The sequence below is a fragment of the Streptomyces roseochromogenus subsp. oscitans DS 12.976 genome, assembly GCF_000497445.1.
In the GTDB taxonomy this organism is placed as follows: Bacteria; Actinomycetota; Actinomycetes; order Streptomycetales; family Streptomycetaceae; genus Streptomyces; species Streptomyces oscitans.
Genome location: NZ_CM002285.1, coordinates 332,669 through 354,937, shown reverse-complemented (window position 1 = coordinate 354,937; position 22,269 = coordinate 332,669). Strand labels below are relative to the sequence as shown.

General features: G+C 71.2%; 21 protein-coding genes and 2 pseudogenes. 10 read left to right on the top strand and 13 right to left on the bottom strand.

The window, feature by feature from the left end:
* On the bottom strand, positions 1–726 hold a 726-nt coding region (locus M878_RS46660; protein ID WP_037730042.1), incomplete at its 3' end, for a V-type ATPase subunit.
* Complete coding sequence (locus M878_RS52120; protein WP_023544388.1) at positions 723–1,166, bottom strand: hypothetical protein; 444 nt, start codon at positions 1,164–1,166, stop codon at positions 723–725. The genes M878_RS52120 and M878_RS46660, both read right to left, overlap by 4 nt.
* Before the next feature lie 166 nt (positions 1,167–1,332).
* On the opposite strand from M878_RS52120, the gene M878_RS52115 reads away from it, so the two are divergent.
* On the top strand, positions 1,333–2,202 hold the full coding sequence (locus M878_RS52115) for a CBS domain-containing protein (RefSeq protein ID WP_023544387.1): 870 nt from the start codon (positions 1,333–1,335) through the stop codon (positions 2,200–2,202).
* A gap of 2 nt (positions 2,203–2,204) precedes the next feature.
* On the opposite strand, the gene M878_RS52110 is transcribed toward M878_RS52115, so the two are convergent.
* From M878_RS52110 to M878_RS52100, 3 genes are all read right to left on the bottom strand, one after another.
* A complete protein-coding gene (locus tag M878_RS52110; protein ID WP_023544386.1) occupies positions 2,205–2,912 on the bottom strand; it encodes a response regulator in 708 nt (235 codons plus the stop codon).
* An 80-nt stretch (positions 2,913–2,992) separates the two neighbouring features.
* Positions 2,993–3,667, bottom strand: a complete 675-nt coding sequence (locus tag M878_RS52105) for a CBS domain-containing protein (RefSeq protein ID WP_031223692.1) — start codon at positions 3,665–3,667, stop codon at positions 2,993–2,995.
* Between the two features lie 124 nt (positions 3,668–3,791).
* Positions 3,792–5,456 carry a SulP family inorganic anion transporter gene (locus M878_RS52100; protein WP_245238357.1) on the bottom strand — a complete coding sequence of 555 codons (1,665 nt, stop codon included), beginning with the start codon at positions 5,454–5,456 and terminating at the stop codon, positions 3,792–3,794.
* A gap of 204 nt (positions 5,457–5,660) precedes the next feature.
* On the opposite strand from M878_RS52100, the gene M878_RS52095 reads away from it, so the two are divergent.
* The 3 genes and pseudogenes from M878_RS52095 to M878_RS95975 form a co-directional block, all read left to right on the top strand.
* Positions 5,661–6,566, top strand: coding sequence for a universal stress protein (locus tag M878_RS52095; protein WP_031223691.1), 906 nt, complete (start codon positions 5,661–5,663; stop codon positions 6,564–6,566).
* Positions 6,567–6,634: 68 nt separating this feature from the next.
* Complete coding sequence (locus M878_RS52090; RefSeq protein WP_023544382.1) at positions 6,635–7,507, top strand: universal stress protein; 873 nt, start codon at positions 6,635–6,637, stop codon at positions 7,505–7,507.
* A gap of 20 nt (positions 7,508–7,527) precedes the next feature.
* A pseudogene (locus M878_RS95975) lies at positions 7,528–7,602 on the top strand (DNA-binding response regulator); the annotation flags it as partial.
* Between the two features lie 56 nt (positions 7,603–7,658).
* On the opposite strand, the gene ppk2 reads toward M878_RS95975, so the two are convergent.
* Complete coding sequence (gene ppk2, locus M878_RS52085; RefSeq protein ID WP_023544380.1) at positions 7,659–8,462, bottom strand: polyphosphate kinase 2; 804 nt, start codon at positions 8,460–8,462, stop codon at positions 7,659–7,661.
* Positions 8,463–8,620: 158 nt separating this feature from the next.
* Between ppk2 and M878_RS93420 the strand changes: the two are divergent.
* The 3 genes and pseudogenes from M878_RS93420 to M878_RS52065 all read left to right on the top strand — a co-directional run bounded on the left by M878_RS93420 (position 8,621) and on the right by M878_RS52065 (position 13,351).
* A pseudogene (locus M878_RS93420) lies at positions 8,621–9,140 on the top strand (hypothetical protein).
* Positions 9,141–9,355: 215 nt separating this feature from the next.
* Positions 9,356–10,369 (top strand): 2-hydroxyacid dehydrogenase, encoded by a 1,014-nt coding sequence (locus tag M878_RS52070; RefSeq protein ID WP_023544377.1) that lies wholly within the window; start codon positions 9,356–9,358, stop codon positions 10,367–10,369.
* 597 nt (positions 10,370–10,966) lie between these two features.
* Positions 10,967–13,351 (top strand): phosphoketolase family protein, encoded by a 2,385-nt coding sequence (locus tag M878_RS52065; protein WP_023544376.1) that lies wholly within the window; start codon positions 10,967–10,969, stop codon positions 13,349–13,351.
* A 178-nt stretch (positions 13,352–13,529) separates the two neighbouring features.
* Here the strand turns inward: M878_RS52065 and M878_RS000000101305 are convergent, their stop codons facing one another.
* The 6 genes from M878_RS000000101305 to M878_RS52040 form a co-directional block, all read right to left on the bottom strand.
* Positions 13,530–14,105 (bottom strand): sensor histidine kinase, encoded by a 576-nt coding sequence (locus M878_RS000000101305; protein WP_342452746.1) that lies wholly within the window; start codon positions 14,103–14,105, stop codon positions 13,530–13,532.
* A 337-nt stretch (positions 14,106–14,442) separates the two neighbouring features.
* Positions 14,443–14,679 carry a GAF domain-containing protein gene (locus M878_RS000000101300; protein WP_023544374.1) on the bottom strand — a complete coding sequence of 79 codons (237 nt, stop codon included), beginning with the start codon at positions 14,677–14,679 and terminating at the stop codon, positions 14,443–14,445.
* A gap of 40 nt (positions 14,680–14,719) precedes the next feature.
* Positions 14,720–15,859: a site-2 protease family protein gene (locus M878_RS52055; RefSeq protein WP_023544373.1), complete on the bottom strand. Its 1,140-nt coding sequence runs from the start codon at positions 15,857–15,859 to the stop codon at positions 14,720–14,722.
* A 318-nt stretch (positions 15,860–16,177) separates the two neighbouring features.
* Positions 16,178–16,702: a hypothetical protein gene (locus M878_RS52050; protein ID WP_342452705.1), complete on the bottom strand. Its 525-nt coding sequence runs from the start codon at positions 16,700–16,702 to the stop codon at positions 16,178–16,180.
* Positions 16,703–16,775: 73 nt separating this feature from the next.
* The gene (locus tag M878_RS52045; protein ID WP_023544371.1) at positions 16,776–17,393 is read right to left on the bottom strand and encodes a cadmium resistance transporter; all 618 of its coding nucleotides are present in this window, start codon (positions 17,391–17,393) and stop codon (positions 16,776–16,778) included.
* Between the two features lie 45 nt (positions 17,394–17,438).
* Positions 17,439–18,065: a hypothetical protein gene (locus M878_RS52040; protein WP_023544370.1), complete on the bottom strand. Its 627-nt coding sequence runs from the start codon at positions 18,063–18,065 to the stop codon at positions 17,439–17,441.
* A gap of 288 nt (positions 18,066–18,353) precedes the next feature.
* Here M878_RS52040 and M878_RS52035 point away from each other — a divergent pair, with 288 nt between their 5' ends.
* Entirely contained in the window at positions 18,354–18,686 is a 333-nt protein-coding gene (locus tag M878_RS52035; protein ID WP_023544369.1) for a hypothetical protein, read from the top strand.
* Between the two features lie 24 nt (positions 18,687–18,710).
* On the opposite strand, the gene M878_RS52030 is transcribed toward M878_RS52035, so the two are convergent.
* Positions 18,711–21,071, bottom strand: coding sequence for an arylsulfatase (locus M878_RS52030; RefSeq protein WP_023544368.1), 2,361 nt, complete (start codon positions 21,069–21,071; stop codon positions 18,711–18,713).
* A 204-nt stretch (positions 21,072–21,275) separates the two neighbouring features.
* On the opposite strand from M878_RS52030, the gene M878_RS52025 reads away from it, so the two are divergent.
* Together M878_RS52025 and M878_RS52020 are read left to right on the top strand one after the other, a co-directional pair.
* Positions 21,276–21,617, top strand: a complete 342-nt coding sequence (locus tag M878_RS52025) for a YidH family protein (protein ID WP_023544367.1) — start codon at positions 21,276–21,278, stop codon at positions 21,615–21,617.
* A gap of 70 nt (positions 21,618–21,687) precedes the next feature.
* Positions 21,688–22,197 carry an SRPBCC family protein gene (locus M878_RS52020; RefSeq protein WP_023544366.1) on the top strand — a complete coding sequence of 170 codons (510 nt, stop codon included), beginning with the start codon at positions 21,688–21,690 and terminating at the stop codon, positions 22,195–22,197.
* The last annotated feature ends 72 nt before the right edge of the window (positions 22,198–22,269 follow it).

The following is a 22,269-nucleotide window of genomic DNA, read 5'->3' as shown; positions in this document are numbered from 1 at the left end:
TGGCTTCTCGATGTCCGCCAGGACCCAACGGACCGCCGAGGGGAGGTGATCGCGAAACTCCTGGTACGAGGCGGCGGCCGACACCCGCGCCCCGAGCAGCCGGGCCGCGTCACGCCGCGCGGGCTCCGGCAGGGAGCGCCGGTGCACGAACAGCTCACGGGCCGTCAGCAGCACCGCGCGTCCCTGGGCCCAGCGGCGCGCGGGCGGTACGGCGACAGCGGTGCGCCGCGCGGCGGCCATCCGCATGCCTGTGACCAGGGCCCATGGTGTGTCACCTCCCGGATCGCCCCAGGGCGAGGCGGCGAGCGCCGCCCTCAGTTCCGCAGGTGTACCGGCGAGCCGCAGACTCCGCCAGGCGGTCTCCAGCGCCCCGAGCCGGTACGGCTCCGGGGCTTCCACACGGCGACCGTCCAGCGCGGGCAGCAGGGCAGCCACGTTGGCGATCTCGAACCCGGCGGCGAGCGGAACGAGCAGCCGGGCACCGCCCGGGGGCAGCCAGCCGGCCAGCACCCGCAGATGCCACAGCAGCGTGGCGGTCACCGCCCGCTGGGCCCCGGGCAGGCCGACCGCCGTCCGCGAGCAGCGCGAGTACGGGGTCGCTGCCAGGTACCGCAGAGCGTCGTCGAGCGTGCCACAAGCTGCGATCTCCCGCGCTCCACCTGCACCCGGACACCGGCCGACGAGCGCCTTGGCCCGCACCGCACCGGCGACCCAGCCGGCACTCATGACGCCTCACCTCCGCCTCGCCCACCTGCCAGGCGCAGTGCGTCGGCCACCGTACGGTCCACCAGATCCGGCATGCGCCGCCCGGCCCGCTCCCGGACCGCCGCGGCGGAGCGGTCCCCGGCCGCGCGCAGGGCGTCCGCCTCCCTCCGCGCCTCGCGGAGGAAGGGCTCCGCGGCCTGTCGGCGGACCCCGGGAGCACGTTCCTGAGCGGCCGCGACGATGCGTGCCGCCTCCTGCGCGGCGTCCTGCCGCACGGCCTCGGCCGCCTCGTCCGCCGCGGCCCGGATCCGCGCCGCTTCCCGCTGCACGTCCGTCAGCTGCGCGAGGGCGGACTCCAGCTCCGCGGCGCGTTCCGCCGTACGGTCGGCGGGTACGCCGGTGACGGACGCCCCCGGTGTTCCCGCCGGACGGAACCGCTCCAGGAAGTCCCGCAGACTCATCGGCGGCCTCCCGCGGTCGGCTGCTCCTTCAGTCTCACCGTTCCCGCCCCGCCTCGCACCGGATAGGGCCGTCACGCCGTTCCACCAGGGCCGTTCGGCTCTTGGCAGGGGTGGCAGCAGCGCCAGACTGGGACGGTAGGCAAGGCGACGGAGTCGGGAGGCCGCCGTGAACGAACACGAGAACTTCTCCGCGAAGGCCGCGGCCCGGCGGGACCTGCCCTCCCGCCCCTGGAGCCCCGGCGAGGCGGCACGGGAGGACAGGCTGATCCGCTATCTGGGCGCCGTGGCCGCTGCCGCCTCATACGCGCGCGCCGAAGGGCAGGCCCCGGCAGGCGACACCGCACGTCCGGCGCCGTCGGCCGCCTCGCCCCCGCAGCGGCCTTCACCGCCCGAAGCCGGGATCCCCTTGGTGCGGGACGTGATGGACGTGCCCGCCGCCTCCGTGCCCGACGACCTGCCGTACCGCGACATCGCCCGTCTCCTGGCGCGCGAGCGGGTCGGCGCGGCCCCGGTCGTGGACGCCGAGGACCACGTGGTCGGGGTCGTCTCGGAGTCCGATCTGCTGGCGAAGGTCGCCTTCGAGGCCTCCGGCCACCGGGTGGCACACATCGGCAGGCTGCGTGAGCGACGGATGTACGGCAAGGTCCGCGGCGAGACCGCGGCCGACCTGATGACGAGCCCCGCGATCACGGTGCTGCCGCGCGCGACGGTCGCCGAGGCCGCTTGGCTTGCCGCACTGTCCCGGCTGAAGCGGCTTCCGGTCACCGACCGTGAGGGCCGTCTGGTCGGGGTCGTGCGCCGCAATGCGCTGCTGCAGGCCCTCATCAGGGACGACGCCGGAATCCGGGCGGAGGTCGAGGCCACCGTCGAGGCGTGCTGCTCGCCGAGCGACCGGGAGGCCGTGGAGGTGGCCGTGCACGACGGCATCGTGGAGCTGACGGGCCGGATGCCTCCGGCCAGCTCGGCTCGGCTGGTGGCGGAGGTGGAGAACATCGCCGACGTCGTCGAGGTGAAGAACCTTCTCACCTCCGCCTGACCTCAGTGTGCGGAGCCGGAGTGATCCGCTGCCTCGTGCTGGTCGAGGTGGGAGGCGAGGACGGCGGCCTGGACCCGGCGCTGCACACCGAGCTTGGCCAGCAGCCGGGAGATGTGGTTCTTGACGGTCTTCTCCGACAGGTACAGCTTCTTGCCGATCTCCCGGTTGGTCAGTCCGTCGCCGATGAGGGAGAGGATGTCCCGCTCCCGTGGTGACAGGCCCGCCAGCTCCGGCGGGAGGGACGGTGTCCCGGCCGGGTCGGCGCGCAGCGAGCGCATGAGGCGGGCGGTGGTCGCCGGGTCGAGCATCGACTGGCCCGAGGCGACGGTGCGCACGGCCGAGACCAGGTCGGATCCCTTGATCTGTTTCAGGACGTACCCGGACGCCCCCGCCATGATGGCGTCGAGCAGGGCGTCCTCGTCGTCGAACGAGGTCAGCATCAGACACGCCAGTTCCGGCATCCGGCTGCGCAGCTCCCGGCAGACCGAGATGCCGTCCCCGTCCGGCAGCCGTACGTCCAGCACGGCGACGTCCGGGCGCAGTGCCGGACCGCGGGTGAGGGCGTGCTCGGCCGTGTCCGCGTCGCCTACCACGGTGATGTCCGGTTCGGCGTCCAGCAGGTCGGTCAGTCCCCGTCGTACGACCTCGTGGTCGTCCAGCAGGAACACGCGGATCGGGTCCTGCTCGGTGAAGGCGCGTGGCTCGGTCATGGCGACCTCTCGTTCCCCGGGGACGGACAGACCGCGAGCTGCCCATGCGGACGATCATTCACCCGTCGGCTCCGCGCTCACTAGGGCCGACCGGCCCCACTCACTCCGGGGTCGTCGTGCGCCAGGTCGAACTGCACGTCCACCACGCCCTCGACGGCCCGTACCAGGCGCGCGGCCACCGGCACCAGCGCACTGTCGCGGATCCGGCCGGTCAGCGTGACGACTCCGTCGTGCACCTCGACCCGGACGGCCGACGACGACAGCGGGAAGAGGTACGACACGATCTCGCGCCGGACCTCCTCGGCGATGTCCTCGTCGTCGCGCAGGAAGACCTTGAGCAGGTCGGCACGGCTGACGACGCCCGCCAGCAGACCGGCCTCGTCCACCACCGGCAGCCTCTTGACCCCCTCGCGTGCCATGGTGCGCGCGGCCTCGGCCAGGGTGGCGCCGGCCCGGATCGTGACGGCAGGGGAGGACATGAGGTCTCCGGCGGTGAGGGCGCCGGCCTTGGCCACGTCGACGGGCTGACGCAGCTGGAGGTAGCCCGTATCGGGGTCGTCCCGGAGTTCCTCCTTGGGCAGCAGATCGGCCTCGGAGACCACACCGGTCACCCGGCCCTCGCCCTCGATCACGGGCAGCGCGCTGACCCGCCAGTCCTGCATCAGCTGCACGATCTCCTTGAAGGGGGCCCGCCGCCCGACGGCGGCGACCGTGTGGGTCATGACATCGCTGACGATGTGCGAGGTGCCGTACATGATCACTCCGTGAGGGCTGTGTCGGTCCTGCCGTTACCAGCGTGTGCCGGTGCGGGACGGGTTGCCAGGGGCCATCCGGCCCCCGGTGGGCCGTGCGGTCGGCTCCCGGCTGCCCGGGCGGCGATCAGTGGTCGCGGCACCATGCCCGGTATCCCTCCACCGCCGTCGGCAGGGTCGGGAAGATACGCTCGGCGCCGACGGACTCCGCGAGGCCGTACGCCTCCAGGTCGTCCAGGAGGTCCTGTTTGACCCGGGCGAGAGCGAACACGATGCCGCGGCCCGCGAGGTCGCGGCGCAGGTCGTCCACGGCGTCCAGGGCCGTGATGTCCACTTCGACGTTGGCCTCGGTGTTCAGGACGAACCAGCGGACCGGCTCGGTCTGTTCGTCGACCGCGGCCAGTGCCCGGTGCCGGAAGTCCTCCGCGTTGGCGAAGAACAGAGGCGAGTCGTAGCGGTACACCAGCAGGCCCGGAATCGTGCGCGCCTGCGGGTAGTCGTCGACGTCGTGCATGCCCGCGAGCCCGGGCACCAGTCCCTGGACCGCGTCGTGCGGCCGGGCAACCCGGGTGAGCAGCTCGGCCACCGACAGTCCGACAGCGACGAGCACCCCGTAGAGGATGTCCAGGGCGAGCACGCCCGCGAGGCAGCCCAGGGCGAGGAGCAGCTCGCGGCGCCGGAACGACGCGAGCCGGCGGAAGCCCGCGAGGTCGATCATGCGGGCCGCGGCGTACACGACGAGTGCCCCGAGGACAGCCGCCGGGGTACGGGTCAGCAGCGGGCTGAGGAACAGCAGAACGGCCAGGACCACGGCTCCCGCGACCAGCGAGTACGCCTGGCTGCGGGCACCCGAGGACGAGGCGAGCGCGGTCCGGCTGGCGCTGCTGCTGACGGGGAAGCCGTGCAGCACACCGGCACCCAGGTTGGCCGCGCCCAGGGCCAGGAACTCGCGGTTGGCATCGAGCGGGCGCTCACCGACAGGGCCCGAGAACGCTCGAGCGGTGAGGATGAAATCGGTGTACGCGACGAGCAGCACGCCGAAGGCCGGCAGCACCAGGCGAGGCAAACCCGCCAGATCGGGGAGGGCCGGCGACGGAAGACCGGACGGCATCGTGCCGATCACCGCGACGCCGTAACGGCCGTCGAGGTCGAAGGCGACAACGGCGGCGGTACCGAGGACCACGGCGATCAGGGGCCCGGGCAGCCTGGGGACGAAGCGGGCCATCACCACGAGGAACGTCAGCGCGGCGGCGGACAGAACCAGGGTCGAGGGGTTCAACTGCGACAGATGTCTGAAGAACGACCACAGTTGGGGCAGGAACTGCGAACTGTTCGTCCGCACACCCGTGAGCCGGGGCAGCTGGTCCACCGCCATGATCAGCGCTACGCCCGCGAGATAGCCGATCAGGACCGGGCGGGAGAGCAGATCCGCGAGAAAGCCCAGCCGGAGAGCCCGGGCCACCACGCACAGCAGCCCCACCGTGAGGGCGAGGGCCGCCGCCAGCGAGGCGTAGTGACCGGGAGCGCCGCCGGCCAGCGGACCGACCACCGTGGCCGTCATCAGGGCTGTCGTGGACTCCGGGCCGACGGACAACAGACGTGAGGAGCCGAACAGCGCGTACAGCGCGAGCGCCGGAAGGATCGCCCACAGGCCGGCGACCGGCGGCAGACCGGCCACGCCCGCGTACGCCATGACCTGCGGCACGAGGTACGCGGCCACCGTGACGCCCGCGATCAGGTCGCCCTTGAGCAGGCCCGGCCGGCGGACGAACCCAGCGCCGAGCCGGGGCATCAGGAAGGCCCTCCCCGGCGTACGTCTGCCCGAGCCCTCGGCCATGCGCTCGTCCTCCGCTCTCAGGATCCACTGTCGTACGGACCCCGCAAGCCGTTGCATGACGGTAGGCCGGTCGGTCCCGCTGAGGGACGTCTGGCCCCTGACCTGAATCACGACCACGTCATCACGCTGGAGTCGAACCCTCACCGGGAGGTGGAGACCATGTCCCGTACCGTCACCGTGGGCCTCGACGGATCGCCCGAGAGCCGTGCAGCCGCCGAATGGGCGGCGCGCGAAGCGCAGCTGCGCAGCCTGCCGCTGAAGATCGTGTACGTCCCGGAGCCACTCCCCAAGCACCTCGCCCAGGCCCCGCTGCTGGGCCCTGAGACCCATCAGCGCTGGACCGAGCAGATGCCGAGTGAGTCCGCGGAAGGAATCCGTCTCCGGCACCCGGGCATCGAGGTGATCACCGAGACGCTCACGGGAACCGTGGCCGACATCCTGTGCGAGGCGGCGGGCTCCGCCGACCTGCTGGTGCTGGGCTCGCGGGGCTTCGGCGGCATGGGCGGGTTCCTGGTCGGCTCGGTGAGCCTGGCCGTCGTGGCGCGCGCGGAACGGCCGGTGGTGCTGGTGAGGGCGGGGGAACAGGCCGCCGACGAGCACACGATGGATCCGGCGGGCGTGCCGTCCGCCGCGACGCCCTTCCGACCCGTGGTGCTCGGCCTCGACACTGATCACCCGGACGACACGCTGCTGGAGTTCGCCTTCGACGCCGCCGTACGCAGGCAAGCGCCTCTGCGGGCCGTGCACGCCTGGCCCGAGCCGCCCACCTCCTTCTACCGCTTCCCCGGCGACGCCGAACTCTACGACTCGCTCGAGCGGGAGCACGCCGCCGCCCTGGCCGAGGTGCTGCGTCCCTGGCAGCAGAAGTTCCCGGGCGTCCACGTGGTCGAGGCGAGCCGGTGCGGCAGCGCCGCGCAGGTCCTCGTCAACGCCGCCCGCGACGCCTCCCTGGCCGTCGTCGGCCGCCGCATCCGCACCGGTTCCTTCGGTGCTCATATCGGCCATGTCACTCATGCCGCCCTGCACCACATCACCGCCCCCGTCGCCGTCGTGGCGCACGGCTGACACGGCGGTCTGTGCTGGGGGCCCATGAAGGCAGTGCCCGTAAGGGTCTTCGAGGAACGGTGAGCAGCATGGACCTCCCGATCGTCGTCGGCGTAGATGGTTCCGAGCCGAGCCTGAGAGCGGTGGAGTGGGCGGCCGACGAGGCCGCCCTGCGCGGGGCAGGACTCCGGCTGGTGTACGCGTCTTTGTGGGAGCGCTACGAAGGCGGTTTTCTCGCGCATGACGTGAGCAAGCCGTCGGAGGAGACGATGGCGGAGGACATCGTCGACACCGCCGAGCGTCGGGGCCGTCGTCGGCAGCCGGGCGTGCAAGTCACCACCTTCCTGTTCCCCGACGCGCCGGAGTACGCGCTCGTGCGGGAGAGCCAGACGGCCCTCGCGGTGGTCATGGGCTGCCGCGGCCGCAGCGGCGTGACGGAGGCGCTGCTGGGCTCTGTCAGCGTCATGGTGGCGGCTCACGCGCACTGCCCGGTGATCGTGCTGCGCGGCAGCCACGACAACCAGGCCCACCCGGGGGCGCACGGTCGCATCGTCCTGGGAGTCGGCGAGAAGCCGGCGGGCTCGGCCGCCGTACGGTTCGCCATCGAGGAAGCCCTGCTGCGTGGCGTCCCGCTGGAGGCCGTACGGGCCTGGCGCCGGCCCGCACATGCGACCACCGGCCATCCACTGATCACCGGTGAACCGGCCCATCTGTACGAGCAGCAGGCCGTGGAAGCGCTGGAAGAGGCGTTCCGTGACGTACCGGACGGCTTGCGCGTACAACGGCGCACGGTCGAGGCCCGCACCCGCGACGCCCTCCTGGCCGCTTCCCGCGAGGCCGATCTGCTGGTGGTCGGCGCACGCCGCCGCCATGGCCACTTCGGCCTGCAACTCGGCCGCGTCGCCCACGGGGTACTGCACCACGCCGCGTGCCCGGTGGCCGTCGTACCGGAGACTGCCTGACCCCGACCGTGTCGACACCCCTGACGGGGTGTGAGCGCGAGATCCTGGCCCTGATCGGGCAGGGGCTGACCAACCGCCAGATCGGTCAGCGGCTCTGACTCGGCCCGGCAGCACTGGTACCGCAGCGGGCGTGACCGCGGTGACCGGCTGCTCAGAGGCTCGCCGCGTGATCGGGGACGTAGGTCTGCAGGTCGCGCGGCGGGCGCTCGTAGCCGGTGGACGCAGGCCGGGGCGGAAGCTCCAGTACCGGCGGCGGCACGTGGTGGTAGGGTACGGTGCTCAGCAAGTGGGCGATCATGTTCAGCCGGGCCCGGCGCTTGTCGTCGCTCTCCACGATGTACCACGGCGCCTCGGTGATGTCCGTGTGGACCAGCATCTCGTCCTTGGCCCGCGAGTAGGCCTCCCAGTGGGTGATCGACTCCAGGTCCATCGACGACAGCTTCCAGCGCCGCAAGGGGTCCTTCAGGCGGCGCCTGAACCGCTCCTGCTGCTCGGTGTCGCTGACGGAGAACCAGTACTTGCGCAGCAGGATCCCGTCTTCCACCAGCATCCGCTCGAAGATCGGGCACTGTCGGAGGAAGAGCCGGTGCTCGTCCTCCGTACAGAAACCCATCACGTGCTCGACCCCGGCCCGGTTGTACCAGGACCGGTCGAACAGCACGATCTCCCCGGTGGCCGGAAGATGCTCGACATACCGCTGGAAGTACCACTGGCCGCGCTCGCGCTCGGTGGGCTTGGGCAACGCCACGATACGGGCGAGGCGCGGGTTGAGGTACTGCGTGACCCGCTGGATGGTGCCGCCCTTGCCGGCCGCGTCCCGGCCCTCGAAGACCACCACCAGCCGGGCGCCTTCGGAGCGCACCCACTCCTGCAGCTTCACCAGCTCCGTCTGCAGCCGGAGCAGTTCCTTCTCGTACGTCTTGAGCGGCAGCCTCGCCGCGTTCTTGCCGCCCATGCCGCCTCCCCGCGCGGCGGCTCATGACACCGCCCACGCCCAAGTCGAGCACCTGGACGCCACCGTACTCACCGGCGGGCAGCAGCGCACTCCTGACACCCCTGATCCCGACGTCCACGGCTCGCCCCGGATCCCCTGCCGCAGAGGAACCCCTCACCATGACCGTACGTGTCGGCATCAACGGCTTCGGCCGCTTCGGCCGCACCCATCTGCGCGCGTACGACTCGACCTCCGGCGACGGCAGGCGCATCAACGTCACTGCCGGGCGCGACCCGGCCGCCCTGCACCTGAAGACGGGCGCGCACACCGTGCTCCCGTCGGCGCCCGGCAAGGACGTGGACGCCAGCATCGTCATGGGCGTCAACGAGGACACCCACGACCGCCATCGCGACCGGATCATCTCGGCCGCCTGACGCACCACCAACTGTCTCGCGCCGATGGCCAAGGTCCTGGTCATCGGTGTAGCCGTGGACGGTGGTCAGCAGGCCGCGGTCGATGCCGAAGGCGACGGCCCCCACCGCCTCCCGCGACGTCAGCGGCGCCCCGGTCTCCTGCGTCTTCGACCTGGCCCTGACCCGGGCCAACGGCGCCCTCGTCAAGGTCTTCGGCCGGTACGACAACGAGTGGGGGTACACCAACCGGCTCCTCGACCTGACAGCGCTGGTCGCCGAGGACTGATCACCGTCTGGCCGAACGGCTGACCGCTTGCACGCATCGGCCCCGTCACCCATGCGCCGGTCCACCACGTCCGCTGCCCGCTGGCCGTCGTCGGGGTGGCCCGGCGTCCGAGGACAACGGGGTCCGCTTCCTGACCCCATCGGCCCTCCCGCACCTCGGCGGCCCCGGCCTACGGTGGAGAGGTGATCGCTTGATTCCGGCGGGAGGAGCAGCAGGTGGAGATCGTCGCGTACGGCGTTCTCGCGGACGAGGAGCCGTTGCTGAGGGAAGCCTTCGACAAGGCGTTCGGCGGCCGGCGTGAGCTGCGGTGTCTCGGAATGTTCCTGGACCGGGACACCGTGCCGACCGCCGCGGGCAACGAGGTCGTCCTCAGCAGCGTCAATGACACCCTGGACGCCGAGGTCCTGCGCTCGCTCGCCAAGGGCGGCACCCGGATGATCGCCCAACGGTCCACCGGTTACAACAACATCGACCTGGACGCCGCCAGGGAACTCGGGCTCACGGTGGCCCGGGTCTCGTACTACTCGCCGTACTCGGTCGCCGAGTTCGCCTGGACGCTGGCGCTGGCCGTCAACCGCCGGATCGTCCGGGCCGCGCACCGTACCCGGGAGTTCGACTTCCGGCTCGACGGACTGATGGGCCGCGATCTGCGCGGCCGTACGGCCGGGGTGGTGGGCACCGGCAAGATCGGTACAGCGTTCGCGACGATCGCCCATGGGTTCGGGATGCGCTTGCTGGGCTGGGACATCGTGGAGAATCCCGACTGCCTCGCCCTCGGGATGGAGTACGTCACGCGCGAGCGGCTGTTCGCCGAGGCAGACCTGGTCAGCCTGCATGTGCCGCTGCTGCCGGAGACCCATCACCTCGTCGACGCCGAGGCCCTGGCCCTGATGAAGGACGACGCGATCCTGGTCAACTCCAGCCGCGGCGGGCTGGTGGACACCGCCGCCCTGCTGGAGACCCTGCGCGCGGGGCGGCTGACGGGTGTAGGTCTCGACGTGTACGAGGAGGAGGCCGGTGTGTTCTTCCTGGACAAGTCGCTGGAGGTGATGACCGACGAACGCCTCGCGAGGCTGATGACATTCAGCAACGTCCTCGTCACCTCGCACCAGGCGTACTTCACCAGGGACGCCGTCGGCCAGATCGCCCGGACCACCGTGGCCAACATCGAGGACTACTTCGCCGGCCGCTCCGGCGCCAACGTGCTGGTCCGCCCCGACACAGCCTGATGTCCGCCCGATGTCCGCCGGCACGCGCCGCGCGACTTCCGGGGGTCCGCGCCCGCAGAGCCGGGGTACTCGCCTGGACGAGCCGAGACCGCGTGCTGTGAGGGAGGCGCGACCCCGGGAACGGCACGTTGCACCTCGGCTGCGGAGCGGCACTGTTCAACCTGCGCGTCGCTGCCTCCCGCGCCGACCTCCCCCGTGCCCCAGCTGCTGCCGGATCCCACGGAGCCGTTGCCGCTCGCCGCCGTCCGGCGGGGAAAGCGCCTGCCCGCGAGGGGCCCGCCACTGCACGGCTGCACGTGCGGTCACTCGGCCATCGCCACCGCCTCCGACTGGAACCGCCCACCTCACCCGCCCGTACGTCGTCTACCGAAGCCGTTGTGCAAGTCTGCGCCCGCGCCCCGCCTCTGGGTTGGGAACGCACACGGTGATCGGCACGGACTGCCGCATTTCGGCGCGGCATGCGGCATGGTGTCCGGTTCGGCCCTGGGCGGTGTAGCCCGAACGGCCCTGTCGGGTACCCGGTGGACCGTCGGAGTGTGGTGTGGTGCACCGGCACCCCTCGCTCCGGCCACTGATCCGACACGGAAGGGAAACCCGATGTCTGTCGACCAGCAGCAGGCGCCCACCCAGCTCACCGAGAACGAGCTGAGGTCGCTGGACGCCCACTGGCGCGCCGCGAACTATCTCTCGGTCGGCCAGATCTACCTCATGGCCAACCCCCTGGTGACCGAACCGCTGCGCCCGGAGCACGTCAAGCCTCGGCTGCTGGGTCACTGGGGCACGTCTCCGGGTCTGAACCTGGTGTACACGCACCTCAACCGTGTCATCAAGACCCGCGATCTGGATGCCCTGTGCGTCTGGGGTCCCGGTCACGGCGGACCCGCGGTGCTGGCCAACTCCTGGCTGGAGGGCTCCTACTCGCAGACGTACCCCGACGTCACGCGGGACGCGGCCGGCATGGCCCGGCTGTTCAAGCAGTTCTCCTTCCCCGGCGGTGTGCCCAGCCACGTCGCTCCGGAGACGCCGGGGTCGATCCACGAGGGCGGTGAACTGGGCTACTCGCTGTCTCATGCCTATGGCGCGGCCCTGGACAACCCCGGCCTGCTGGTCGCCTGTGTGATCGGTGACGGTGAGGCGGAGACCGGACCGCTGGCCGCCTCCTGGCACTCCAACAAGTTCCTCGACCCGGTGCATGACGGCGCCGTGCTGCCGATCCTGCACCTGAACGGCTACAAGATCGCGAACCCGACGGTGCTGTCCCGGCTGCCCGAGTCCGAGCTCGACGAACTCCTGCGCGGCTACGGCCACGACCTGATCCATGTCACCGGCGACGACCCGGCCGCCGTCCACGGCGCGATGGCACGGGCCATGGACACCGCTGTGGACCGCATCGCCGCGATCCAGCGCGCGGCCCGCGAGGACGGTGTCACCGACCGGCCCCGCTGGCCGGTGATCGTGCTGCGCACCCCAAAAGGCTGGACCGGCCCCGCCGAGGTCGACGGCCTTCCCGTGGAGGGCACCTGGCGGGCTCACCAGGTGCCCCTGGCCGCCGTACGGGACAACCCCGAGCACCTGCGCCAACTGGAGCAGTGGCTGCGTTCGTACCGGCCGGAGGAACTGTTCGACGAACAAGGCGCCCCGCGACCGGACGTACTCGCCTGCATCCCGCACGGCGCCCGGCGGCTCGGAGCCACCCCGTACGCCAACGGCGGACTCCTGCTGCGTGAACTGCCCCTGTCTCCGCTGGAGAAGTACGCCGTCGAGGTCGACAAGCCCGGCGCCACCCTGCACGAGCCCACCCGCGTCCTCGGCGACATGCTCCAGGACGTCATGGCGGCCACCGCCGACCGGCGCGACTTCCGCCTGGTCGGCCCCGACGAGACCGCCTCCAACCGCCTTCAAGCCGTGTACGCGGCCAGCGGCAAGGCGTGGCAGGCCGAGACACTGCCCGTGGACGAACACCTCGACCGGCACGGCCGGGTGATGGAGATCCTGTCCGAACACACATGCCAGGGCTGGTTGGAGGGCTACCTTCTCACCGGCCGGCACGGGCTGTTCTCCTGCTACGAGGCGTTCGTGCACATCGTCGACTCGATGGTCAACCAGCACATCAAATGGCTGCGTACTACTCGGCGCCTGCCCTGGCGGGCCCCCATCGCCTCCCTCAACTACCTGCTCACGTCGCACGTGTGGCGCCAGGACCACAACGGCTTCTCCCACCAGGACCCCGGCTTCGTCGACCACATCCTGAACAAGAGTCCCGAGGCGGTACGGGTCTATTTGCCGCCGGACGCCAACACCCTGCTGTCGGTCGCCGACCACATCCTGCGCAGCCGTGACTACGTCAACGTGGTCGTCGCCGGCAAACAACCCTGCTTCGACTGGCTGTCGATGGGGGAAGCGAAGGTTCACTGCGCACGCGGGGCGGGCATTTGGGAGTGGGCGGGCACCGAGGACGGCTCGCGCGAGCCGGACGTCGTGCTGGCCTGCGCGGGCGACGTTCCGACCCAGGAAGTACTGGCCGCAGCTCAGTTGCTGCGCCGCCACCTGCCCGAGCTGGCCGTGCGGGTCGTGAACGTGGTGGACATCGCCCGGCTGCTGCCCGCCGAGGAACACCCGCACGGGATGACGGACTTCGAGTACGACGGGCTGTTCACCCCGGACAAGCCGGTCCTCTTCGCCTACCACGGCTACCCGTGGCTGATCCACCGCCTCGCCTACCGCCGCACCGGTCACCGCAACCTGCACGTGCGCGGCTACAAGGAGATCGGAACCACCACCACGCCGTTCGACATGGTGGTGAGCAACGACCTCGACCGCTACCGCCTGGTCATGGACGTCATCGACCGCGTCCCCGGCCTCGCCGTCCGGGCAGCCGCCGTGCGCCAGGCCATGGAGGACGTACGACAGCGCCACCACGTCTGGATCCGCGAACACGGCATGGACCTCCCCGAGGTGGCCGACTGGACCTGGGACGGCTGAACAACCCCGTCCCGCACCACCTGCGGCCCCGGCGACGCCTGACAGTGCCGCCGGGGTATCACCGGCGCCCGCCCGCCGCCGGTCGAGGAGCGCGGCGGCCGGCTGACGCTCGTGTGCACGCATCCCGTGATCCTGCACATCCTCCGGGCGGTTCGGCTTGCGGCGACGGCCGGAAGGGTCACTTCGCAGACGAGAGCGGCACGACCCATTCGATGACCGTGCCGCCTCGGCTGGTTCGAGGACAGGCTGAACGAGCCACCCGTCTCCTCCGCGCGTCGGCGCAGGTTGGCCAGGCCGCTGTGGCGGTGACCGCCGGGTCGATTCCTCGGCCGTTGTCGGCCGCGCGCAGCTTCAGTGCGGAGTTGGTGGCCTCGACGCCGATGTCTACGGTGGTGCCGTGCGCGTGCCGGGCGGCGTTGGACAGGGCCTCGCCGAGCACGGCCAGCAGTTGCTCGGCCTGTTCGGCGGAGACGGCCGTGTCCAGCAGGCCGGTCATGCGCAGCGCGGGGGCGAAGCCGAGCGACTCCGTGGCCCGCTCGGTGGCCGCGACGAGCTGGGCACACAACCCGCTGCCGCGACGGGCCTGATCGTGCTCGCGGAGGGCATAGATGGTGGAGCGGATGATCTTGATGGTGTCGTCCAGGTCCCGGGCGATCCTGTCACGGTCGTTGAGGACGACCGGGCGCTCGGTGTCCCGCCGGTGCTCGGCGACGTCCAGAGCCAGAGCGGCCTGGTTGCCGAACCCGGTGACCATGTCGACCACGGCTTCGGTGAAGAGGGAGCCGCCGGTCCGAGCTCCACAACCGAGGCGCTGCCGCCGTCGGCGCGCGAGTCGGCGGTCACAGCCTTGCTGGTGATCGTCTCCCCGGACGTGTGGACCTTCGCGGCCAGTGCCGTGGCGGGCGGCGCGAGGCCGCGCACCTCCTCGGCCAGAGCGCCCGAGGAGGCCTCGATGACCTGACCAACTCACCACGGTCACCGACCGGTAGGCCAAGGTGACCAGATCCGTGCCCGCCATCGCCCGCACGGTGGCGGTGAAAGACTCCAGCACCGCGGCCGGCTCCGCGCCGGACAGCAGGCTTCGGGTCAGCTCATTGCTGGCGTCGCGCGCCGGCGTAGAGCCGGGCGTTTTCGATCTCGACACCGGCCGCCGCGGTCAGGGTGTGCAGCACCGCTTCGTCGTCGGTGTCGAACTCCGTGCCGCTCTTCTTGTCGGTCAGGTACAGGTTCCCGAAGACCTGGTCGCGTATGCCAGGAAGCAGTCCGCGTTTCGAGGCCGCCAGGGGAACCGGAGCGGCCGAATCGGTGGATGACACCGCGCTCGTCACTACGCACCTCCTTCGAGTTGCGACCGATACCGGGCGGCCATCAGTGCCGGGCGGGGGCGGACACGGTGGGCCAGGCCAGGGCACGGGTGATGTCGGCGACGGTGAGGATGCCGACCAGACGGCCCTGGTCGAGGACCAGCGCCCGGCGTACAGGGCTCGTCTCCAGACGGGGGAGAAGGTCGAGGACGGGTTCGCCGGGCTCGGCCGTGACGACGTCGGTGAGGGGACGCATCACCTCGTCAGCCCTCGTGCTCGCGCGGGCTTCGGGTGGCGTCGCGTCGACGCGCCGCAGGGTGAGCACTCCAGCCACCGAGCCGTCCGCCGCCAGCACCGGGAACGCCGAGTGCCGGTACTGGCCGAAGGGCCCCTCCGCGAGGAAATCGGCGAGGGTCGCCGTCGCCGGCACGGTGACCGGATCCGCGGTCATGACCCTGCTGACCGGGACACCACCCAGCGCGCTGCGCATCTCGGCCTGGCGGGCCTCGGCGGTGGCCGCGCCGATGAGGAACCAGCCGATCAGCGCGGGCCACAGACCGGACAGGTCACGCCCGAACAGCACGGCAGCGAAACCGGTCACCACCATGAACCAGCCCAGCGCACGGCCCGCCGCCGAGGCTCCGCGAGTGGCCCGCAGTCGATCGCCCGTGCGATGCCACAAGAACGCGCGCAGAAGCCGCCCCCCGTCCAGCGGTGCGGCGGGCAGCGCGTTGAACACGGCCAGCAGAACGTTGATCGCGGCCAGCCAGGCAAACGCCTCGACCACGAGCCCGGACGTATGGAGCGCGTCCAGCCCCGCGGCGACGCCCGCCAGTACGCCTCCGGCCACCAGACTCGTGAGTGGACCCACGCCCGCGATACGCAGCTCCGCGGCCGGCGTCGGGGCCTCACTGTGCAGACGGGCGGCACCACCCAGCATCCACAAGGTGATGCCGTCCACCTGAACGCCGTTGCGACGGGCGACCACGGCGTGCGCCAGTTCGTGTGCCAGCAGTGAGCAGAGGAAGACGACCGCAGCCAGCAGGGCGAGCGCCCAGTACACGATGGCGGGGTGGCCCGGGTGGGCATCGGGAAACCGCCCGCGCGCGAGCGCGACCGTCACCAGGGCGACGATGACCAGGACACTCCAGTGCAGTCCCACCCGCACTCCGCCGATCCGGCCGAGGGACAGCGTCTCGTCCATGGAACCTCGCCTCACCCTCTGAGTGGTGCCGCGCCCGTCGCTCGGCGGGCAGCGCTCTCCGTGCCACGGAGCGGGCCCGCGGCACCTTCATCGTCCGGTGGTGGCCGTCCTGCGGGGAAGGGCCGATCGGCTCGCAGCGGGGACGACCGGCCCGGGTCGGGCCCCGCCTGATCCCACTGCCCCGACACCGGAGTCCGGCCCGGAGCCGAGAGCGAGATCTTGGGGCCGTACGTGCCGTGGCTTTCCTGCACGCACACAGCAGGTTTCGACGCGTCGGCCGTCCCTTCACGCTCGTAACACGCGCCGCCGCCCGGGGAGTTAATGATGGACGGCCGTCTTGGCGGCGACGATGACCAGGCCGAGCAGGAGGTTCAGCAGGCCGGACAGTGCCATGACCCGGCGGGAGGCGCCGGCGCGGGCGGCGGCGACCGTCGCCCAGGCGACCTGCTCGGCAAGGGCGACCCCCAGTGCGAACCACGCGGTTTCGGGCAGCCCCAGGTCCAGCAGGGGGCTGATCGCCACGGCCACGGCGGGCGGTACCGCGGCTTGGACCATCGGCCACTCGTGGCCGGCCACCCTGCGCACCTGGGCCCAGGTCATGGGCTGCCCGCGTACCCGCTCTCCGGCCAGGTGGACATAGACATGTGCGGCCCAGAACACGATGCCGGTGGCGAGGAGGAGCACCACGAGTCCGAGGCGGGGGAACGAGGCGTACACCCCGGCGGCCCCGGCTATCACGGACGCGGCCAGCAGGGAGCCGTATATCGCTCCCGCATAGTCGGTCTGCGGCTGATCCGGGGGATGCCGGGCAGTCCCGTCGCTGCGGAACATGGCGCTGGGCACATGTCCAGGATCGCCGGGACCACCTCGCAGCGCATCATGGAGCCGGGTGGTCAGCGCCCTCTCCTGCAACCGGCTAGAGCAGTTGGCCCGCGGCGGCGGCCATGACGGCGGCTCCGGCGACGATGAACACGCACGGCACCACCCAACGGACATGACGCTCGACGACTGCGGCCCAGATCTCGCGGGAACTCAGCCACGCCCCGGCCAGGCACCACACGGCCACCCCGGCCGCGAACACGGTCATGATCACCGCGATGGCCGAGGGCCCGACGACCCGGAAGGCCGGAGTGTAGACGGAGACGTTGTCGGCGCCGGTGGCGACTGCGAGCAGGGTCACGGACATGGCTCCGTTGCCACGGACCCGCACGCCGCACCGGCTGGCATCTGTGTCCGGGCCGTCATCTCCTTCTCGGACGTTGGCGACCAGACCCCGTACGCCCAGGCCCGACGCCACGAGCCCCAGAAGGCCCATCCACCCCCCGGAGACGGCCGTGAGGCCGAGCGCTGCCACCATGGAGAGCCCCGACAACAGCACCATCCCGGCATACTGCCCCGCCCAGATCTGCCACGTGGCGGGCCGCCCGTCCGCGCGGCTCGCCGTGAACAGCACTGTGACCACGACCAGGTCGTCGAGGTTGGTGCCGGTGAACATCGCCGCGGCCGTTCCGGCCGTCCCAAGCACCTCGCTCATTCGCTCATCCGCCGCCCGCTGTCCAGTCCGACGCGCTCCCGGAACTCAGGAGACGCCTCCCGCGCGCGGTGTCCGCTGCCTGCCGCCGGCCGTCGCCAGCATGTGGATGCTGACCAGCAGGACCCACAGAGGGAACGCCAGCTCGAACCACGCCGAGCTGGGCGCGACGAACAGCAGGATCACGGCGATGAGGTAGCCGAGCCAGGCCAGCCAGGGCGGGAAGGCTCCGAGGCGGCGGCCGATCGTCGACACACAGGCGGTGAACACCGCGGCCATCCGCATGCCGTAGCTGCTCAGCAGGGTGAACGACGAGTCCCGCCCGTTCTCCCACACGCGCAGCGCGGCCCCGGCCCGAGGGCTGCCGGAAGCGGCGAGCAGGCCACCGGCGGTCGCGGCGAGCCCGAACAGCGCCGCGGCGAAGAGCAGTCCGCTGCCGAGGAGAACGGTGGCGAAGAACTTGTCCTCGGCCTCCCCGAAGTGACTGCGCACCGCTCCCATGAACCACAGGAAGGCGATCCCGGCGAAGGGGAGCACCGCAAGCGCCGCCCGCGCCGCGTCACGACTGCCGGCCCTGTCCAGCCATGCCGTGCCGTGCCCCGGCCCACCCGGGATCGCGCTGTGCACCAGGACGAGGGTCGCGGCCAGGACGACCGCGAACACGATCCCTGACATGCCCGCTGCCCGGGGTGTCTGCAGCGACCTGCCCGACGGCTCGCTTTTCACCGTTCGCCGCTCTTCCTGTTGTCGGCCGCTCACCCCGCGTACGTTATGTCCCGGACATCACGCCACTGCCGCACGCACGCGGAGGCGGCTGCGCCCATTCAGCCTGTCGGCGCAGGCCCGGACGGCGTGCGTGATCCCAGCCACGTTCAGGGCCGGGCAATCAGGGCAGCGACCTAGCATGAGGCGACTGCGCGCTCAAAACGCATTTCGGGTGATCTTGGAGGAGCGGTGGAACGGGTGACCGGGGACGATGCCCGCGTGGCCGCGGTGTGCCAGGCGCTGGCGCCGCTTGCGTGGCGGTCGTTCACGGCGGAGGCGGTGTGCCGCCGTGCGGTAGTGGCGATGGACCTCGTCCAGCCTTCCGGTCCGAGCCCTGATGCCGGTCATCCGAGCCCTGACGCCGATCAGGAGCTGCTGGATGTTCTGGTGGCGTTCCTGGCGGGCCACCGGTGGCAGTCGTGGACCGTCACCGGGCTGAGCCGTCGGCTGGTCTCCGTGGTGCGGGCCCGGGAGGAGGAGCGGATGTGGTTCGACATCCGGCTCGGGTGGCTGCTGGACGAAGCCGGTTGAACGAGCTGAGGGTGGTGGCTCCGTTTACTGGCGGGCCAGGTGCATGCGCATCTCGCTGTGGATGTCGGTGATCAGCTCTCCGGACAGGTCCACGGTCACGGTGTGCAGGGTGCCGGTGAAGGGGAACGGCGAGGTGTAGTCGGGGTCCACTGCCGAGCCGGGGTTGCTGCCGCAGGTCAGGCCGCCGGGGTTGAACATGACCGGGGTGGTGACGGGGACGTCCGTCTCGGCGGCGAGCCGGCGGTCGATGTAGAGCTGGGCCTTGCCGGGAGTGCCCTGACCGTGCTGGATGTCGGGCTTGCCCGTGGGCTCGAACTCGAACCGCAGCTCATGGCGGCCCTCGGGTACCGAGTCCGGGGCGGACAGGCGGTACAGGGCACGGCGGACGTAGTTGTGGGTGTAGCGCAGCCGGCCGTCCTTGAGGAACAGCGCGAATCCGCCCGCGTCGGTGCCCTGGCAGATCAGGACGCCCTCGGCACCGCCGGCGGGGATGTCGACGTCGAGGGTGATGCTGTGCGGACGGTTGAGCACGCGTGGGGCGACCGCGGCCGGCAGGGACTGGGTGCCGGGGCGGAAGGTGTAGCTGGTGCGGGCCTCGGTGATCTGGGGGCGCTGGGTCATCATCCGCTGTACGCCGCTGCCGTCGATGGGCAGCACGTTGTACTTGCCGGCCTCCACGTACCACAGGGCGACCATCTCCAGCAGCTTGTCGCGCTGCTCGGCCGCGAGGTCGCGGGTCTCGGCGAAGTCCTCGTCGACGTGGTACAGCTCCCAGTGGTGGGCGTCCAGGTCGGAGAGGTCCTGCACGGTGATCGGGGTGCCGAAGGAGCGGCCGGCCTCGGCGAACGACGGGCCGGGCCAGGGGCAGACCGCCCGCCAGCCGTCGTGGTCGATGGCACGGTGGCCGATCATCTCGAAGTACTGGGTGTGGTGGTCGCTCTCGGCGTCGGCGTTGTCGAAGGTGTGGGCGAAGCTCACGCCGTGCAGCGGTGACTGGGTCACGCCCCGGATGGTGCCCGGCGGTTCGATGCCCAGGGCGTCCAGCACCGTGGGGACCATGTCGATCAGGTGCGCGTACTGGGTGCGGATCTCGCCGCGGGACGTGAAGCCGCTCGGCCAGTGGACCAGGAACGGGTCGCTGGCGCCGCCGCGGTAGGTCTCCCGCTTCCACCGCTTGAAGGGGGTGTTGCCGGCCCAGGTCCAGCCCCACGGATAGTGGTTGAAGGTGGTGGGGCCGCCGAGTTCGTCGATGGAGCGCAGGCTGTCCTCCAGCGACTCGGGGGCGTTGTTGAAGAACTGCGCTTCGTTGGCGGTGCCGGTGACGCCGCCCTCGGGGCTCGCGCCGTTGTCGGAGACCACCATGATCAGGGTGTTGTCGAACTGGCCGATCTCCTTCAGGAAGGCCAGCAGCCGCCCGATGTGATGGTCCGTGTGCGTGAGGAACCCCGCGTAGACCTCCATCATCCGCGCCGCCAGGCGCCGCGCGTCCGGGCTCAGAGAGTCCCACTCGGGTACGTCCGGGTCATGGCGGGACAGCTGGGCATCCGCCGGTGCCACGCCGCGCGCCTTCTGCCGGGCGAAGGTTTCCTCGCGGTAGGCGTCCCAGCCCGCGTCGAACCGTCCCCGGTACCGGTCCGCCCACTCCTTGGGCACGTGGTGCGGGGCGTGCGTCGCGCCGGTGCAGAAGTCCAGGAAGAACGGCTTGTCCGGGGCGACCTGCTTGGCGTCGGCGATGAACGCCATCGCCTTGTCCACCAGGTCCGGGGTCAGGTGGTAGCCCTGCTCGGGTGTGGCCGGCGGCTCGACCTGGTGGTTGTCATAGACCAGTTCCGGATACCACTGGCTGGTGTCCCCGCCCAGGAAGCCGTAGAACCGCTCGAAACCGCGCCCCAGCGGCCAGCGCTCGTACGGGCCCGCTGCCGACTCCTGCTCGGAAGGCATCAGATGCCACTTGCCGACCATGTAGGTGTTGTAGCCGTGCTGGAGCAGCATCTCGGAGACGAACCCGTTCTCGAACGGGATCTGCCCGTTGTAGCCCGGGAAACCGGTGGCCATCTCGGTCACGCCGGCCATCCCGTTGGCATGGTGATTACGGCCCGTGATGATGCAGGACCGCGACGGTGAGCACAGGGCGGTGGTGTGCATGTTGTTGTACAGCAGCCCGCCCTCGGCCAGCGAGTCCAGGTTCGGGGTGGCGATCGGACTGCCGTAGCACCCCAACTGCCCGTACCCGGTGTCGTCCAGCACGATGAACAGCACGTTCGGCACGCCCGGCGCCGCCCGCAGCGGCTGCGGCCACGCGGGCTGCGACTCCTCCGTGGTTCGTCCGATCACCCCCGGGAACGCCGCCCCCGGCCGGTACTCCTTCCATGACGGCTGCGACATGAGGCTCTCCGTCCCGCCGGCCTGCGCCCGGCACCACCGGCCGGCACTCGTTCCCCGGGTTCTCGGGTGCATGGATGAATCGCGCCGCCGCATACGGCGGGTCTGCCGGCCGGCCCGGTGCATCCTCCGCGTCCGGGCAGCGGTACGACGGCACACCACCCACACTAGAAACAGAGAGCCACCTCTGCCACTGCGGGAGGAGGCATGAAAGGCACCGGAACGCCTCGGCCCAACACCGGCAGCACCGCCCGCGACCACCTGGCCAACGAACGCACCTACCTGGCCTGGCTGCGCACCGGCATCAGCGTCTCCTCGCTCGGCATAGCGATCGCCAAGTTCGCCCCGCACCGCGGCGAGCGGGCCGTGGCCGCCGGACTGATCCTTCTCTTCGCCGGCCTGCTGGTGGCCGCCTACGGCACCTGGCGCTACCGGGACGTCGGCCGCCAACTCGACGCCGGGCTCTTCACCCCCGCGGGCTTCACCGCCACCGTCGCCGCCGGCGTCGTCACCTTCCTCGCCCTGATCGCCCTGCTGGTCCTGGTCTGACACCCGGGGCACCAGGACCAGGAGGCCAGGAACTCCCAACAGCCCTACCGACACCGGGATTTCGAACACCATGACCTACCGGCTACGCTCCGAGGATCCGGGCTTCCTGGCAAGCGCCCCGTTCCGGCAGACCTGCACCGCCGAACTGCACGCACCGGCCGGCCCGGTCTTCGACCAGATCGCCGCCCAGCCCGAGAACTGGCCCCACTGGTTCAGGCCGGCCAACGACGTCCGCTACGAGGGACCGCCGCCCCACGGCGTCGGCACCATGCGCTTCTTCCGCCTGTACCGCCTCATCCGGGCCCGCGAGCAGGTCACCGCCTGGGATCCGGACGAGCGCTTCGCCTACCAGGTCCACGAGGTCAACATGCCAGGCGTCCGCGCGCTCATGGAGCAGTGGACGCTGACGCCTCTGACCGGCACGAGAACCGGCGTCCGCTGGACACTCGCCGTCGACGCCGGACCGTTCGTCCACCTGCTTCTCCGGGCGAGCCGCCGCCACATCGACAGGCTGTTCCAAGACGCGACCCACCGCCTCGAAAACCTGTGTTCCGCCAGTGTCGGCGGGCGAGGCAGGTGACTCTGTGGTGCCTCGTGGGCGACGACCACGCCGACGCTGTCGGCTTCATGGGCCTGCGAGGTCAGAGCCGAG

What these genes read in the sequence shown, in the direction of transcription:
- M878_RS52025 (WP_023544367.1), top strand. Translation starts at nt 21,276, where the DNA reads ATGAAAGGCACCGGAACGCCTCGGCCCAACACCGGCAGCACCGCCCGC.
- M878_RS52120 (WP_023544388.1), bottom strand. Translation starts at nt 1,166, where the DNA reads ATGAGTCTGCGGGACTTCCTGGAGCGGTTCCGTCCGGCGGGAACACCG.
- M878_RS52020 (WP_023544366.1), top strand. Translation starts at nt 21,688, where the DNA reads ATGACCTACCGGCTACGCTCCGAGGATCCGGGCTTCCTGGCAAGCGCC.
- M878_RS52065 (WP_023544376.1), top strand. Translation starts at nt 10,967, where the DNA reads ATGTCTGTCGACCAGCAGCAGGCGCCCACCCAGCTCACCGAGAACGAG.
- M878_RS52045 (WP_023544371.1), bottom strand. Translation starts at nt 17,393, where the DNA reads ATGAGCGAGGTGCTTGGGACGGCCGGAACGGCCGCGGCGATGTTCACC.
- M878_RS000000101305 (WP_342452746.1), bottom strand. Translation starts at nt 14,105, where the DNA reads ATGGTCACCGGGTTCGGCAACCAGGCCGCTCTGGCTCTGGACGTCGCC.
- ppk2 (WP_023544380.1), bottom strand. Translation starts at nt 8,462, where the DNA reads ATGGGCGGCAAGAACGCGGCGAGGCTGCCGCTCAAGACGTACGAGAAG.
- M878_RS52040 (WP_023544370.1), bottom strand. Translation starts at nt 18,065, where the DNA reads ATGTCAGGGATCGTGTTCGCGGTCGTCCTGGCCGCGACCCTCGTCCTG.
- M878_RS52105 (WP_031223692.1), bottom strand. Translation starts at nt 3,667, where the DNA reads ATGTACGGCACCTCGCACATCGTCAGCGATGTCATGACCCACACGGTC.
- M878_RS52110 (WP_023544386.1), bottom strand. Translation starts at nt 2,912, where the DNA reads ATGACCGAGCCACGCGCCTTCACCGAGCAGGACCCGATCCGCGTGTTC.
- M878_RS52030 (WP_023544368.1), bottom strand. Translation starts at nt 21,071, where the DNA reads ATGTCGCAGCCGTCATGGAAGGAGTACCGGCCGGGGGCGGCGTTCCCG.
- M878_RS52055 (WP_023544373.1), bottom strand. Translation starts at nt 15,859, where the DNA reads ATGGACGAGACGCTGTCCCTCGGCCGGATCGGCGGAGTGCGGGTGGGA.
- M878_RS52090 (WP_023544382.1), top strand. Translation starts at nt 6,635, where the DNA reads ATGGACCTCCCGATCGTCGTCGGCGTAGATGGTTCCGAGCCGAGCCTG.
- M878_RS52095 (WP_031223691.1), top strand. Translation starts at nt 5,661, where the DNA reads ATGTCCCGTACCGTCACCGTGGGCCTCGACGGATCGCCCGAGAGCCGT.
- M878_RS52100 (WP_245238357.1), bottom strand. Translation starts at nt 5,456, where the DNA reads ATGCCCCGGCTCGGCGCTGGGTTCGTCCGCCGGCCGGGCCTGCTCAAG.